The 15431-nt window shown below is 75.5% G+C and carries 13 protein-coding genes; 8 read left to right on the top strand and 5 right to left on the bottom strand.

What is annotated here, in order from left to right:
* Nucleotides 1-32: 32 nt before the first annotated feature.
* From eutC to WCD58_RS01310, 4 genes are all read right to left on the bottom strand, one after another.
* A complete protein-coding gene (gene eutC / locus WCD58_RS01295; RefSeq protein WP_337698818.1) occupies nt 33-758 on the bottom strand; it encodes an ethanolamine ammonia-lyase subunit EutC in 726 nt (241 codons plus the stop codon).
* A 10-nt stretch (nt 759-768) separates the two neighbouring features.
* On the bottom strand, nt 769-2142 hold the full coding sequence (locus WCD58_RS01300; protein WP_337698819.1) for an ethanolamine ammonia-lyase subunit EutB: 1374 nt from the start codon (nt 2140-2142) through the stop codon (nt 769-771).
* Nucleotides 2139-3569, bottom strand: coding sequence for an ethanolamine permease (eat, locus tag WCD58_RS01305; RefSeq protein WP_337698820.1), 1431 nt, complete (start codon nt 3567-3569; stop codon nt 2139-2141). Before eat ends, WCD58_RS01300 begins: the two co-directional genes overlap by 4 nt.
* A gap of 92 nt (nt 3570-3661) precedes the next feature.
* Entirely contained in the window at nt 3662-4990 is a 1329-nt protein-coding gene (locus WCD58_RS01310) for an MFS transporter (RefSeq protein ID WP_337698821.1), read from the bottom strand.
* Between the two features lie 115 nt (nt 4991-5105).
* Here WCD58_RS01310 and WCD58_RS01315 point away from each other — a divergent pair, with 115 nt between their 5' ends.
* Entirely contained in the window at nt 5106-5981 is an 876-nt protein-coding gene (locus tag WCD58_RS01315; protein ID WP_337698822.1) for a PaaX family transcriptional regulator, read from the top strand.
* A gap of 14 nt (nt 5982-5995) precedes the next feature.
* On the opposite strand, the gene WCD58_RS01320 is transcribed toward WCD58_RS01315, so the two are convergent.
* Nucleotides 5996-6439 (bottom strand): MarR family winged helix-turn-helix transcriptional regulator, encoded by a 444-nt coding sequence (locus tag WCD58_RS01320; protein ID WP_337698823.1) that lies wholly within the window; start codon nt 6437-6439, stop codon nt 5996-5998.
* A gap of 126 nt (nt 6440-6565) precedes the next feature.
* Between WCD58_RS01320 and WCD58_RS01325 the strand changes: the two genes are divergently transcribed.
* From WCD58_RS01325 to WCD58_RS01355, 7 genes are all read left to right on the top strand, one after another.
* Nucleotides 6566-7351, top strand: coding sequence for a crotonase/enoyl-CoA hydratase family protein (locus WCD58_RS01325; RefSeq protein WP_337698824.1), 786 nt, complete (start codon nt 6566-6568; stop codon nt 7349-7351).
* Entirely contained in the window at nt 7351-9243 is a 1893-nt protein-coding gene (locus WCD58_RS01330; protein WP_337698825.1) for an acetoacetate--CoA ligase, read from the top strand. The genes WCD58_RS01325 and WCD58_RS01330 overlap by 1 nt, the downstream gene beginning before the upstream one ends.
* A 49-nt stretch (nt 9244-9292) precedes the next feature.
* On the top strand, nt 9293-10132 hold the full coding sequence (locus WCD58_RS01335; protein WP_337698826.1) for a 3-hydroxyacyl-CoA dehydrogenase NAD-binding domain-containing protein: 840 nt from the start codon (nt 9293-9295) through the stop codon (nt 10130-10132).
* Entirely contained in the window at nt 10129-10992 is an 864-nt protein-coding gene (locus WCD58_RS01340; protein ID WP_337698827.1) for an amidohydrolase family protein, read from the top strand. Before WCD58_RS01335 ends, WCD58_RS01340 begins: the two co-directional genes overlap by 4 nt.
* Nucleotides 10993-11022: 30 nt before the next feature.
* On the top strand, nt 11023-13890 hold the full coding sequence (locus WCD58_RS01345; protein WP_337698828.1) for an ATP-binding protein: 2868 nt from the start codon (nt 11023-11025) through the stop codon (nt 13888-13890).
* Between the two features lie 66 nt (nt 13891-13956).
* Complete coding sequence (locus WCD58_RS01350) at nt 13957-14685, top strand: oxygen-binding di-iron domain-containing protein (RefSeq protein WP_337698829.1); 729 nt, start codon at nt 13957-13959, stop codon at nt 14683-14685.
* Complete coding sequence (locus WCD58_RS01355; protein ID WP_337698830.1) at nt 14685-15431, top strand: maleylpyruvate isomerase family mycothiol-dependent enzyme; 747 nt, start codon at nt 14685-14687, stop codon at nt 15429-15431. Before WCD58_RS01350 ends, WCD58_RS01355 begins: the two co-directional genes overlap by 1 nt.

Consider the following 15431-nt stretch of genomic DNA (forward strand, 5'->3'; position numbering starts at 1 on the left):
GCGGCGGCTCGGGGCCGTCGCCGGCGTCCGGGTCAGCCTGCCGCGGACGGCAGGGCCGCGCCCGTGTCCTTGAGGTCCACGCCCGAGAGCTGCCGGCGGAAGGACTCCGTGAGCAGGGCCGCCAGCACCTCGGCCGCCGCCTCGTAGGTCAAGCCGTCGGGCGGGCGGATGTTGGAGACGCAGTTGCGTTCCGAGTCGACGCGGCCGGGGCGCGGTGCGAAGGTCAGGTAGGCGCCGAGCGAGTCGGGCGCGGACATGCCGGGGCGCTCGCCGATGAGCACGAGCACCAGCGACGCCCCGAGCGCGGCGGCGATCACGTCGCCGAGCGCCACCCGGGCCTGCTCCGCGACGACGACCGGCGCCACCGCCCACCCCTCCACGCGCGGCAGCAGCGCGTCGACGAGGCCCCCCGCGTGCTCGTGCACCGCGGTTGCCGAGAGCCCGTCGGCCACCACCACGGCGAGGTCGTACTCGCCGGACGCGAGCCCGTGGTCGGACGCGAGTCGTCGGCCGAGGTCGGGGCGCTGCAGGTACTCGGTGCGGTCGGCGACCTGCGAGCGCACCACCGGCCCGGCCCGCTCCCCCAGCGCCGCGAGCACGAGGTCGGTGTCCAGCGGCGTGTGGACGGCGTCGCGCGCCTGCGCGTGGGCGGCGGCGAGGCGGAGGTTCTCGGCGGTCGACAGCCCGTCCCCGGCGCGGCCGAGTCCCACCCGCGCGCGGGTGGCGGCGCGGAGCGTCTCCCACGGGTCCGAGCTCATGCCGTCCCCCTCATGCCATCAAGGCCCGGATCGGCTCCGGCACCAGCTGCGGCACGCGCCCGGCGTCGTCGAGCAGCCCCACCGACCCCAGCCACGCCTCGAACTCGGGCGCGGGCCGCAGGCCGAGGGTCTGGCGGACCTGCAGGACGTCCTGGAACGACAGCGACTGGTAGTTGAGCATGATGTCGTCGCCGCCCGGCACCGTGATCACGAAGGCGCATCCCGCCGCGCCGAGCGTCAGCAGGAGCGTGTCGGTGTCGTCGGCGTCGGCCTCGGCGTGGTTCGTGTAGCAGACGTCGACGCCCATGGGGACGCCGAGCAGCTTGCCGCAGAGGTGGTCCTCGAGCCCGGCGCGCAGGATCTGCTTGCCGTCGTAGAGGTACTCCGGCCCGATGAAGCCGACGACGGTGTTGACCAGCAGCGGGTCGAACGCCCGGCACACCGCGTAGGCCCGGGCCTCGAGGGTCTGCTCGTCGACGCCGTGGTGGGCGTCGGCCGACAGCGCCGAGCCCTGGCCGGTCTCGAAGTACGTCACGTTCGACCCGACCGTGCCGCGGCCCAGCTCGAGCGCGCCGGCCCGCGCCGCCGCCAGCTGGTCCAGCGTCACCCCGAACCCCCGGTTGGCGGCCTGTGTGCCGGCCACGGACTGGAACACCAGGTCCACCGGCGCGCCCCGCTCCAGGAGCTCCAGCGTCGTCGTGACGTGGGTGAGCACGCAGGACTGGATGGGCGCGTCGAGCCGGCGGCGGGCGTCGTCGATGAGCTCGAGCAGGGCGAGCACCGTCGAGGGCCGGTCGGTGGCGGGGTTGATGCCGACCACCGCGTCGCCCGCGCCGTGCAACAGCCCGTCGACGAGCGAGGCGGTGATGCCGACGGCGTCGTCGGTGGGGTGGTTGGGCTGCAGCCGCGTCGCGAGTCGCCCCTCCAGGCCGATGGTGGTGCGCAGCGCGGTGACGACGCGGGTCTTGCGGGCCACGGCGACGAGGTCGCCGACGCGCATGAGCTTGCTCGCGGCGGCCACCATCTCCGGGGTCAGCCCGGGCGCGAGCGCCGCGAGGGTCGCCGTGTCGGCCTCCCACGACAGCAGCCAGTCGCGGAAGCCGCCGACGGTCAGCGACCGCACCGGCGCGAAGGCCTCGGCGTCGTGCGAGTCCATGATCAGCCGGGTGACGTCGTCGTCCTCGTAGGGCACGACGGCCTCGTCGAGGAAGTGCGCGAGCGGGAGGTCGGCGAGCACGGTCTGGGCGGCGACCCGCTCGGCCGCCGACTCCGCCGCCACGCCGGCGAGCACGTCGCCCGAGCGCAGCGGGGTCGCCCTGGCGAGCAGGTCGCGCAGGTCGGCGAAGGAGTACGAGTGACCGCCCAACGTGGTGGACCAGCTCATTCGAGCTCCTCCTCCGCCTTCGCCAGCGCCGCGAACTCCTCGTCGGGCGCCGCGGCGACGAGGTGGTGCCGCGAGTAGAACCCGAACCACGCCATGAGTACCGCGAACGCCCCCAGCGCGCACAGGGCCGCGACGACGTCGACGAGGAACGTCGCCACCACCGCGGCGAGGGCGAGCACCAGCGCGACGCCGGTGGTGATCCGCCCGCCCGGGGTGCGGTAGGGCCGCTCCATCTCCGGGTGGCGGGCTCGCAGCACCTGGTGCGCGACCATCATCAGCACGTAGGACAGCGTCGCCCCGAAGACGGCGAGGTTGATCAGGATGTCGCCGTTGCCGGTGGCGGCGAGCACGAAGCCGATGATCGCCGGGACGACCAGCGCGAGGGTCGGGGCCTTGCGGGCGTTGGTCTTCGACAGCGCCCGGGGCAGGTAGCCCGCCCGCGAGAGCGCGAAGGTCTGCCGCGAGTAGGCGTAGATGATCGAGAAGAAGCTCGCGATGAGCCCGAGCAGGCCGATGTAGTTGACGGTCGTCGAGAGCCACGACGGGCCGCCCAGCCCCACCTCGAGGGCGCTGACCAGCGGGTTCTCGCTCTCGGAGAGGGCCTGCGCGCCCTGGGCGCCAGGGGCGAGGAACAGGACCGCGGCCGCCGACACGACCAGCACCGCCATCGCGACGATGATCCCGCGCGGCACGGCTCGCACGGGGTCGCGCGCCTCCTCCGCGGCCAGCGGGACGCCCTCGACGGCGAGGAAGAACCAGATCGCGAAGGGGAAGCTCGCCCACACACCGACCAGCCCGAACGGCAGGAACGGCGACGCGCCGGCCGTGTCCGTGGGCGGGATGTCGGTGAGGTTGGCGGCGTCGAACGACAGGAGGCCGCCGACGGCGAAGAGGATCAGCCCGACCAGCGCGATCGCGGCGATGACGAAGCAGACCTTGAGCGCCTCGCCGACACCGAGCAGGTGGATGCCGACGAAGACGACGTAGCAGGCGAGGTAGACCCACCAGCCGTCGGTGATCCCGAACAGGCCCAGCGACTCGACGTAGCCGCCGATGAACGTGGCGATCGCCGCCGGGGCCACCGCGTACTCGAGCAGGATCGCCGCGCCCGTCGCGAACCCGCCCCACGGCCCCATGGCCACCCGCGCGAACGTGTAGCCGCCGCCGGCCGCCGGCAGGGCCGAGGACATCTCGGCGAGGCCCAGCACCATGCACGTGTACATCACGGCCATGAGGACGGCGGCGACCGCGAGGCCGCCCCAGCCGCCCTGGGCCAGGCCGAAGTGCCAGCCGGCGTAGTCGCCGGAGATCACGTACGCGACGCCCAGCCCGGCCAGCAGCACCCAGCTCGCCGAGCCGGCCTTCAGCTGCCGGGCGGCGAGGTACTCGCTGCCCGAGCCGCGAGGGGATTCGACCTGCTCCGCCATCCGCGTCCCCTTCCACTCCGTACGAAGGGGGACAGCGTGAGCCCCGTGTGAAGCCCGTGGGTGACGATCGGGTGACGATCGCCGACGTGAGGTCAGGCGACGGGGGTGCGGGTGGGGTCGGCGGCCGGGGTGTCGGCGTCGTCGAGGCCGCGCCGGCTGGTCTCGCCCGTGGCCAGCACGCAGCCGACGGTGAGCAGGCAGCAGGCGCCGATGACGACCGACACGAGCAGGGCGCTGCCGGTGCTCTGCAGCACGCTCGCGAACACCACCGGCCCGAGACCGGCCCCGATGCCGGCGACCTGGTAGCCCAGCGAGGCGCCGGTGTAGCGGGCGCGGGTGGAGAACAGCTCGGTGTAGAGCGCGGCGAGCGGCCCGTACATCGCCGCGTGCACGACGCCCTGCCCCACGACCACCGCGAGCACGAGCAGCCCCGTGGACCCGGAGTCGACGAGCGGGAAGAGCAGGAACGCCCAGACGGTCATGGCGAGCGCGCCCACGAGGACGACGGGGCGCCGGCCGACGCGGTCGGAGAGCGCCGCGAAGCCGATGATGCCGAAGATCGCGGCGATCGAGGAGATCGTCAGCGCGTTGAGCACGGTCTGGCGCGCGAACCCCGCCTGCACCGCGTAGGCGATGACGAACGTCGTCAGCACCCCCTGCGCGACGAAGGCGCCGAAGCCGACGCCGATCGAGAGCACGAGGTTGCGCGGGTGGCGGCGCAGCACCTCGAGCAGCGGCGGGGCCGACGGCGCCGCGTCGGTGCTGGCCCGCGCGAACACCGGCGTCTCGGTGACCCGGGCCCGCACGAACAGCCCGACGGCGAGCAGCACGGCGCTGAGCAGGAACGGCACGCGCCAGCCCCACGTCAGGAAGCCCTGCTCCCCCGCGATCGCGGCCGCCCCGGCGAGCGCCGCGGTGGAGAGCACCATGCCGCTCGGGGCACCGGCGTTGGTGAAGCTCGCCCACAGCCCGCGCCGCGTGGTCGCGTGCTCGGCGGACATCAGCACCGCGCCGCCCCACTCGCCGCCGACCGCGACGCCCTGCAGGACACGCAGCAGGATGAGGAGCACGGGCGCCCAGACGCCGATCTGCGCGTAGGTCGGCAGCACGCCGATGAGCACGCTGACCACGCCCATCAGCGTCATGGTGACCACGAGCATCTTCTTGCGCCCGACCCGGTCGCCGAAGTGCCCGAACAGCACCCCGCCCAGCGGGCGCGCCAGGTAGCCGGTGGCGAGCGTGCCGAAGCTCGCGACCGTGCCGACCAGCGGGTCGAGCGTCGAGAAGAAGACCTTGGCGAAGACGACCGCCGACGCCGTCGCGTAGAGCAGGAAGTCGTAGTACTCGATGACGCTGCCCAGGTAGCTGGACAGCACCGCCCGGCGGAGCTGGGTCCGCGAGCGCGGGTCGGCGTCGGTCACGCCGCACCTCCTGCTGATCGTGTGGTCGGCGTCACGGATGTCCGGGTCAATGTAGGCAGCATCGCGACGGGCGTCAACGATGTGCCCAACATCGTCGCGGCGCTAGGCTCCGGCCGTGTCCGGGGAGGTCGTGTCCGAGGAGACGCCGGCTGCGATCGACGAGGACGTCGACGCCCGGCGGCCCCAGGCGATCCTGCTGACCTTCCTCGGCGGCTACCTCCTCGGGCGCGGCGTGCACGTCGCGACGAGCAGCCTCGTCGACGTGCTGGGCCGCGCCGGCGTCTCCGAGCACGCGACCCGCTCGACGGTCAGCCGCATGGCCCGCCGCGACCAGCTCCACCGCGTGCGCCGCGGGCGCCAGGTCTACGTCGGGTCGACGCCCGCCACGCGCGAGGTGCTGCGCGACGGCGAGGCGCGCCTCTGGCGCACCGACGTCGTCAACACGCACTGGGACGGGTCGTGGACGCTGTTGTCGTTCTCGCTGCCCGACGCCTGGGCCCGGGAGCGGCACCTGCTGCGGGCGCGCCTGACCTGGGCCGGGTTCGGTCCCCTGCAGGGCGGGCTGTGGATCGCGCCGGGCGACGTCGACGTCGGCGCGCTCGCCGACGGGCTCGGCGTCGAGGGCCGGCTGCGCGCGTTCAGCGCCCGGGCGCTCGAGGGCACCGACGTCGACACGCTCGTCCGCGACGCCTGGGACCTGCCCGCGCTCGCCGCGCGCTACGAGGCGTTCCGGGCGCGTTGGGGCGATCCGGCGACGCACCCGCCCGTCACCGATCCCCTCGCGGCGCAGCTCGTGCTGCAGACCGACTGGCTGCAGGCGATCCGGCGCGACCCGCGCCTGCCCCGGCGCCACCTGCCGCCCGACTGGCCCGCCGAGCCCGCGCACGCCCTGTTCCGCGAGCTCTACACGTCCTACGAGCGCGGCGCCCGCGCCGGCGCGGCCGCCCTCGACGTCATCCCCGACGAGGAGGCGGCCGAGCGGACTACGTGAGCGGAATGGGCCGGTCAGACCAGGTTGGTGCGGCACTGGTTGAGCAGGGTGCGCAGGGCGGCGCGCTGGTCGGGGTCGAGGCCGCTGACCATGCGCTCCTCGACCTCGGCCGCCCCCGGCGCCACGTCCTCCAGCAGCGCGCGGCCCGCGTCGGACAGCCCGATGAGCACGCGGCGCTTGTGCGCCGGGTCGGGGGTGCGGGTGATCCAGTGGCCGCGCTCGAGGGCGGCGAGCAGGTCGCCCATCGCCTGGGGACTGACGAAGGCGTTGCGCGCGAGGTCGGCGCCCGTCTGCCCCTCGCGGCGGGCGAGGACGGTCAGCGCCGTCCATTGGGGCACCGTGACGCCGGTGGTGCGCAGGAGGTCGTCGAGGCGGGCGCGGACCGCGAGCTCGACCTGCTTCACCGCGTAGAGCAGCGACGGCGCCTCCGCCACCCGGTCCTGTTCCTGTACCGCCACCGTCGTCCCCCTCGTCCACTACCGTCCGCGCTCGCCGACCCCTAGTCTCAAGGTTCCTGATAACGAAGGAGGGCCGATGAGCGCGACGTCACGCGCCGCCATGGTCCCGCGCCGCCGAGGAGACCGATGACCGAGCCTCAGGCTCTCCTGCCGCGGTCGCTGACCCTCCACCGCGACGGGCCCGTCGCCGTGCTGCGCCTCGCCCGCCCGGCCAAGCGCAACGCGCTCGACGACGCCACGGTGCTCGGCCTCGAGACCTTCTTCGCCGCACCGCCCGCCGACGTGCGCGCAGTCGTCCTCGACGCCGAGGGCGACCACTTCTGCGCCGGCCTGGACCTCGCCGAGCTCGGCGAGACCGACGCCGTCACGGGCGTCGAGCACTCCCGGTTCTGGCACCGCGTCTTCACGCGCATGGAACGGGGCCGGCTGCCGGTGGTCAGCGTGCTCAAGGGCGCCGTCGTCGGCGGCGGGCTCGAGCTCGCCGCCGCCACCCACGTCCGCGTCGCCGAGCCCAGCGCCTTCTACGCGCTGCCCGAGGCGCGGCGCGGCCTGTTCGTCGGCGGCGGCGGGTCGGTGCGCGTGCCGCGGCTCATCGGCGTCGCGCGGATGACCGACCTCATGCTCACCGGCCGCGTCCTCGACGCCCGCGAGGGCCTGGAGCTGGGCATCTCGACCTACCTCACCGAGCCGGGCGGCGGGTTCGCGAAGGCCCTCGAGCTGGCCCACCGGATGGCCGGGAACCCGCCGGTGAGCACGTACGCGGTCCTGCAGGCCCTGCCGCGCATCGCCGCGGCCCGCGACGAGGACGGGCTCTTCATGGAGGCCCTCATGGCGGCGATCTCGTCGAGCAGCCCCGAGGCCCAGGAGCGGATGAGCGCGTTCCTCGACGGCCGCGCCGGGAAGGTCCGCTGATGGCGCCTCCTCCCGCCGGCACGGTCACCGCGCGGTTCGTCGAGTGGCTCGGCCGCGAGCGCGGCCTGACCTTCGACGACTACGACGCCCTGCAGCGCTGGTCGGTCACCGACCTCGACGGCTTCTGGTCGGCGATCGCGGCGTTCTACGCCGTGCCCTTCCACGAGCCGCCGCGCGCCGTGCTCGAGGACCCCGTGATGCCCGGCGCGGTCTGGTTCCCGGGCGCCACGCTCAACTACGCCGAGGCCGCCGTCGAGGCCGCCACCACCGGGACCGCGCTCCTCGCGTACTCCCAGACCCGCGAACCGCAGGAGTGGAGCCGCGAGGAGCTGCGCGACGCCGTCGCCCGCGCCCGCGCGGGCCTGCAGCGGCTCGGCGTGCGCCGCGGCGACCGGGTCGTCGCCTACGCCCCGAACATCCCCGAGACCGTGATCGCCCACCTCGCCGCGGCCAGCCTGGGCGCGGTGTGGGCGTCGTGCGCCCCGGAGTTCGGCGCGCGCAGTGTCGTCGACCGCTTCGCCCAGATCGAGCCGACGGTCCTGCTCGCCGTCGGCGGCTACGTCTTCGGCGACAAGCCGATCGACCGCACCGACGAGGTCGCCGCCCTGCGCGCGGCCCTGCCGACCCTGCGCCACGTCGTCGCGATCCCCTACGGTCCCGGCGACGTGCCGGACGCGCTGCCGTGGTCCGAGCTGGTCGGCACCCCCGCCGAGCCCGCCTACGACCCGGTGCCCTTCGACCACCCGCTGGTCGTGCTCTTCTCCTCGGGCACCACCGGCCCGCCCAAGGCGATCGTCCACGGGCACGGCGGGATCACCGTCGAGCACCTCAAGAACCACGGCCTGGCCTGGGACGTCCAGCCCGGCGACCGCATGCTCTGGTTCTCGACCACCGCGTGGATGATGTGGAACGCGCTGGTCAGCGGCCTGATGCACGGTGCCGCGCTGATCCTCGTCGACGGCAACCCGCTGCACCCCGACCTCGGCTGGCAGTGGCGCCTCGCGGCGGACGCCCGCGCCACGCACTTCGGGGCGTCGCCCGGCTTCCTCATGGCCTGCCGCGGCGCGGGCATCCACCCCGCCCGGGACCAGGACCTCACGCCGCTGCGCCAGGTCTGCGTGGCCGGCAGCCCGCTGCCGCCCGAGGGCTACCGCTGGGTGGCCGCCGAGTTCGGCCCCGAGGTCCTGCTGCTCGTGGGCAGCGGGGGCACCGACGTCTGCACCGGGATCCTGCAGGGCGGCCCGTGGCAGGAGGTGGTCGAGGGCGAGATCTCCGGGCGCGAGCTCGCCGTCGACACCGCGGCGTTCGACGAGGAGGGCCGCGAGGTGGTCGGCGAGCGCGGCGAGCTCGTCATCCGCTCCCCCATGCCGTCCATGCCGCTGTTCTTCTGGGGTGACGACGCCGCCGGCACCCGGCTGCGCGCCACCTACTACGACGTCTACCCCGGCGTGTGGCGCCACGGCGACTGGGTGCGGTTCGCGCCGAGCGGCTCGGTGGTCGTCTCCGGGCGCTCCGACGCCACCCTCAACCGCGGCGGCGTGCGGCTCGGTACCGCCGAGTTCTACGCCGTCGTCGAGGAGATGCCCGAGGTCGCCGACAGCCTCGTGGTGCACCTGGAGGACACCGACGAGCTGGTGCTCTTCGTCGTGCCGGCCCCCGGGCACGACATCGACGAGGCCCGCGTCCGCGCCGAGCTCCGCTCCGCGCTCTCGCCGCGCCACGTCCCGGACCGGATCCACGCCATCGCGGCCGTGCCGCGCACCCGCACCGGCAAGAAGCTCGAGGTGCCGGCGAAACGGATCCTGCTCGGCGCCGACCCCGACCGCGTCGCGTCCCGGGACTCGCTGGTCGACCCGACGGCTCTCGAGGCGTTCGTGGGGCTGGCCAGATGAGGCCGGAGGCGCAGCATCGAGGGGAGCACGCCGATAGGGGAGCTCGACCATGAGGATCGCGGTGATCGGGACCGGGGTGATCGGCACGAGCTGGGCGACGTTGTTCCTCGAGCACGGCCACGACGTCGTCGCGTGGGATCCGGCGCCGACGGACCTGCCCGGTGTCACGGTCGCCGCCGACCCCGCCGCGGCGGTGGCCGGCGCCGACTTCGTCCAGGAGAACGGGCCCGAGCGCCTCGAACTGAAGCACGAGCTGCTCGCGGTGCTCGACGCCGCCGCGCGCCCTGAGGTCGTCATCGCCAGCAGCTCGTCGATGCTGCGCCCGACCGACCTCGCCCGCGGGGCGCCCGCCCACCCGGAGCGCGTGCTCGTCGGGCACCCGTTCAACCCGCCGCACCTGGTCCCGCTCGTCGAGGTCGTGCCCGGCGAGGCGACCTCGGAGGCGGCCGTCGAGGCCGCGATGAGCTTCTACACCTCGGTCGGACGCACCCCGCTGCGCCTGCGCGCCGAGCTCCCCGGCCACCTCGCGAACCGCCTCCAGGCCGCCCTGTGGCGCGAGGCGTACTCGCTGGTGGAGCGCGGGGTGGCCACCGTCGCCGACGTCGACACCGCGATCACCGAGGGCCCCGGCCTGCGGTGGGCCGCCGTCGGCCCGATCACCGGCCAGCACCTCTCCGGCGGCGACGGCGGCCTCGCGCACGTCCTCGAGCACCTGCACCCCGGTACCGAGGCGCTGTGGTCCGACCTCGGGACCCCGACGATGACCCCGGACCTCGCCGATCGCCTCATCACGCAGGTGAGAGAGGCCGCCCCGAACCCCGACGCCCTGCTCGCCCGCCGCGACGCCGTGATCCGCGCCGCGCTCGACGCCCGAAAGGCCGCTGGGTGAACCTCGACGACCTCACCGCCATCGACGTCCACACCCACGTGGAGCAGGACGCCCACGGGTGCTTCGCGCTCACCGACGAGCTGCTCGACGCCTCGGCGCAGTACTTCCGCAGCGACCAGGACCGCACGCCGACCGTCGAGGCGATCGCCGCGCACTACCGCGAGCGGTCGATGGCCGCGGTGGTCTTCACCGTCGACGCCCCGGCCGCGACGGGGCACCCGCCGCTGTCCAGCGAGGAGATCGTCGAGCGGGCCGCGGCGTTCCCCGACGTGCTCATCCCGTTCGGATCGGTCGACCCGCACGGCGGCCGGGCGTCGGTGGAGCGCGCCCGCCGGCTCGTCGACCGCGGCGCCCGCGGGTTCAAGTTCCACCCGACCCTGCAGGGCTTCGCGCCGAACGACCGCACCTACTACCCGCTCTACGAGGCGATCGCCGAGGCCGGCGTCCCGGCGCTCTTCCACACCGGCCAGACCGGAATCGGCGCGGGCCTGCCCGGCGGCGCGGGGCTGAAGCTGCGCTACTCCGACCCGATGCTGCTCGACGACGTCGCCGCCGACTTCCCCGAGCTGACGATGATCTTCGCCCACCCGTCGGTGCCGTGGCAGGACGCGGCGATCTCGATCGCCGGGCACAAGGCGAACGTGTTCATCGACCTCTCGGGCTGGGCGCCGAAGTACTTCCCGCCCCAGCTCGTCCGCGCCGCGTCGCGCCAGCTGCGCGACAAGGTCCTGTTCGGCTCCGACTTCCCGGTCATCACGCCGGACCGGTGGCTGCGGGACTTCGCGGATCTGGACATCCCCGACGATGTCCGGCCGAAGATCCTCAAGGGGAACGCCGCGAGGGTGCTCGGCCTGCTCTGAGCGCCCTACGATCCCCGCCAGGGGGATCGCATGGGGCCGTCACTGCTGTGCCCGGCGCTCATCGGGCGCGGGGACGAGACGGCGGCCCTGCACGCGCACCTCGCGGCCGCCGGCAGCGGGCACGGCGGGGTGGTCCTGCTGGTCGGCGAGCCCGGCACCGGCAAGAGCCGTCTCGTGCGCGAGGCCGTCGACCTCGCCCGCGGACAGGGCCTGCGGGTGCTGTCGGGCCGCGCCGTGCCGGGCGGCGGCCCGGTGCCCTACCGCCCGCTGATCGAGGCGTTCCTCGCCGCGTTCCGGTCGGCGCCGCCGCCCACGGCCCCGGAGCTCGACGGGTTCGGGAGCCAGCTCGCCCGCCTCGTCCCCGCGTGGCGCAGCGCCCCGGCCGGGGCCGAGGACTCCCCCGTCGTCCTGGGCGAGGCCGTCGTCCGCCTGCTGCGCCCGGACGGCCCGTGCGTGCTCGTCCTCGAGGACCTGCACTGGGCGGACACCGAGACCCTCGGCGTACTCGACTACCTCGCCGACGCGCTCGCCGACGAGGCCCTGCTCGTGCTGGGCACGACGCGGCCCGAGGGGACGGCGACCGAGGTGCTCGCGCGGCTCCCCCGCCGGGATCCGTCGTCCGTCCTCGCCGTCGGTCCCCTCGACGAGGCCGGGGTGGACCGGATGCTCGTCGCGTGCCTGGCCACGGCCGGTCCGCCGCCCGAGGTCCGGGCGTTCCTGCGCCGCCACGCGGAGGGCGTGCCGCTGCTGGTCGAGGAGCTGCTGGCCGGCCTGGTCGCGGCGGGCGAGCTGCACTTCGCCGACGCCGGGTGGGTGAGCGCCGGCGAGCTCACCCCGCGGGTGCCGGCGAGCCTGCGGGAGTCGGTCGCGCGGCGGCTCGCGGACCTCGACCCCGTCGCCCGGCACGTGGTCGCCGCGGCGGCGGTGCTCGGCCGGCGGTTCGACTGGGAGCTGGTGCCGGGGATCGCCGAGGTCGACGGGCGCGCCGTCGTGGAGGGGCTGCGGGCGGCGGTCGGGCGGCAGCTCGTGGCCGTCGACGGCGACGGCTTCGCGTTCCGGCACGCCCTGACCCGCGAGGCGGTCCTCGACGACCTCCTGCCCCCGGAGCGCCGCGCCCTCGCGCGGCGCGCCTGGCCCGCCGTCGAGCGTGCCCACCCCGGGCTCCCCGGCACCGCCTGCGAGCTCGCGGCGGAGCTCGCCGAGGCCGCCGGCGCCCCGGTGGAGGCCGCGGCGCGCCTGGTCACCAGCGCCCGCCGGGCGCTCGACGAGGGCGCCGTGGCCAGCGCGGAGGTCACCGCGCGGCGCGCCCGCCGCCTGGCCCGCGGCGACGCGGCGGCCACCGTCGACGTCGACGAGCTCGCCGTCGACGTCCTCGTCGCCGCTGGCAAGCCGCGGGAGGCGCTGGCCCTCGGGCCCGACCTCGCCGCCCGCCTGCTCGGCGACCCCGACCGCCGCGCCGCGCTCCTGCTGACGCTCGCGCGTGCCGCCCTCGCCGCGGGCGAGGTCGACGAGGCCGCCCGGCTGGTCGGCGAGGCGCGGCAGGAGGAGCACGCGCCGCTCGCCGCCCGGCTCGACGCCGTGGCCGCCCACGTCGCCCTCGAGCAGGGCCGGCAGGACGACGCCACCGCCCTCGCCCACCGTGCGGTCGCCGCCGCCGTGGACGCCGCGCAGCCCGCGGTCGAGTGCGAGGCTCTGGAGGTCCTCGGGCGGGTGCAGCGCGAGTTCCGCTCCGGGCGCGCCGCGCGGTGGCTGGCGCGGGCCGCGGACGTGGCGGAACGCGCCGGGCTCGCCACCTGGCACCTGCGCGCGCAGCAGGAGCTCGCCCTGATCACCTGGAACGCGGACGCGCTGCGGGCCACGCGCGCGCTCGCCGCCCGCTACGGAGCCCTGACCACGGTCGCCGTCATGGACCTCAGCCTCGCCGACCTCGCCCTCGGCGACTTCGACCGGGAGGGCGCCCTGGAGGCCGCCCGCGCGTGCGCCGAGGCGAGCCGGCGCTACGGGCTCGCGACGGGGCCGGTCGCCCACCTCTGGCTCGCGAACGCCCACGCGCTGGCCGGCGACGACGCCGCGATGGAGGCCGCCGTCGCCGACGCGCTCGCCCCCGACCCGGACGACCCCCGCATCCTCGGCGACCTCTACGGGCGCGTGCTCGTCACCCGGGCCTTCGCCGTCGACGACCTCGACGCCCTGCGCGGCCTCCTCGACACGATGATGACCCACGTCCGCCGGGCCGACCCGGGACGCTCGGTCTTCCCCGGCCGCGCGCTCTGGGCGCTGGTGCACACCGCCGAGGACGACGACCTCGGCGTCGACGCGCGGGCCGAGTTCGCCGAGGTCGCCGACCAGGTCGGGCTGGACGTGTTCGGGTGCGCCCACCTCGCGGCGGAGGCCGTCGCCCGGGGGCGGGCGGGGGCACCCGCGGAGGCCGTGGCCCTCATGGAGCGCGCCCGCCCGGCGGGTCGGACCCTCGACGGCGGCCTCGGCCTGCTGCAGTGGGTGCAGCTCCTCGTCGCGCGCGCCGCGATCCGCGACGGCTGGGGCGACCCGGTCGCCTGGTTGCGTGAGAGCGAGGCGTTCTTCGCCGCCGTCGGCCTCGAGCGCACGGCGCGCCGCTGCCGCCTGCTGATGGGCGAGGCCGGCGCGCCGGTCCCCCGGCGGGGGCGCGGCGCGTCGGCGGTCCCGGAACCGCTGCGCGCCCTCGGGGTGACGAGCCGCGAGACCGACGTGCTCGGGCTGGTCGCGCTCGGCCTGTCCACCCCGGAGATCGGCGCCCGGCTCCACCTCTCACCGCGCACCGTGGAGCGCCACCTCGGCAACCTCTTCGCGCGCACCGGGCTGCACGACCGCCGCGCGCTCGCGGAGCTGGCCCGCCGCCACGGCGTCCAAGCTGGGTGACCGCCCGCGCTAACTGAGGGAGCGCTCCCGATGTGGCCGCGCTCACCGCGGGCGCACGCTGGCGCCATGGACACCTCCGTGCACGAGATCGCCGACGGCGTCTACCGCCTGTCGACCTGCCTGCCCGACGTCACCCCCGACGGCTTCACCATGAACCAGTACCTCATCGACGCCGAGGAGCCCCTGCTCTTCCACACCGGGCTGCGGGGGCTGTTCCCGCTGGTCTCGGACGCGGTGGGCCGGGTCATCGACCCCACCCGGCTGCGGTGGATCAGCTTCGGCCACGTCGAGGCCGACGAGTGCGGCGCGATGAACGAGTGGCTCGCCCTCGCGCCCGACGCCCGCGTGCTGTTCAACCGCCTCGGCTGCATGGTCTCGCTGTCCGACCTCGCCGACCGCCCGCCGGAGCCCGTCGGCGACGGCGAGCGCCGGGACCTCGGCGGCCACGTCGTCCGCACCATCGTCACCCCCCACGTCCCCCACGGCTGGGAGGCGCAGGTGATCTACGACGAGACCACCGGCACCCTGCTGTGCGGCGACCTCTTCAGCCGCACCGGGGACGGTCCGGCGCTCGTCCACGACACCGACATCGTCACCCCCGCCCTCGCCGCCGACGAGATCTTCGGCGCCACGGCGCTCACCACCGGCACCGCTCCGGCGATCCGCGGTCTCGCCGAGCTCGCACCGCGCACCCTCGCCCTCATGCACGGTCCCGCCTACGCCGGCGACGGCGCCGCGGCCCTCTCCGGGCTGGCCGACGCGTACGCCGCACGCCTGCGGCAGGCGGTGGCGTGATGGACACCGCGGTGCGCACCGCGGACGTGCCCCCGATCGCCCGCCCGGAGTGCGTGGCGCTCGGCGCCGCCGAGACCGCCCGCACGGCCGACCTCCTCGCGGCGCTGCGCCCCGACGAGTGGCGGGCGCCCACCGACTGCCCGGCCTGGGACGTCCGCGCGATGGCCGGTCACGTGCTGGGCATGACGGAGACCTTCACCGGCGCCCGCCGCATGATGACCGACATGACCCGCGGCGGACGCCGCGCGGGCGACGGGCCGTTCATCGACGGGCTCACCTCGCTCCAGGTGGAGGCCAACGCCGGTCTCGACACCGCGGAGCTCGTGCGCCGCATGGAGACGGCCGGACCGCGGCAGGCGCGCTGGCGCGGCCGGGTCCGGCTGCTGCGCGCGATGCCGTCGAAGGAGGAGATCAACGGGGCGACCGAGACGTGGCGCCTGGGCTTCATCCTCGACGTCATCCTGACCCGCGACACCTGGATGCACCGCGTGGACGTCTCGCGGGCCACCGGCCGCACGATGGTCCTGACGCCCGGACACGACGGCCGGATCGTCGCCCACGTCGTCGCCGAGTGGGCCCGCCGGCACGGGCGGCCGTTCGTCCTGCACCTCACCGGGCCGGCGGGCGGCACCTTCACCCAGGGCACGGACGGCCCCACGATCACGCTCGACGCCGTCGAGTTCTGCCGAATCCTCTCCGGACGCGCGCCCGGGGAGGGGCTGCTGGCGACCGAGGTGCCGTTCTGA

It is taken from the genome of Actinomycetospora flava (assembly GCF_037400335.1).
Taxonomy (GTDB): domain Bacteria; phylum Actinomycetota; class Actinomycetes; order Mycobacteriales; family Pseudonocardiaceae; genus Actinomycetospora; species Actinomycetospora flava.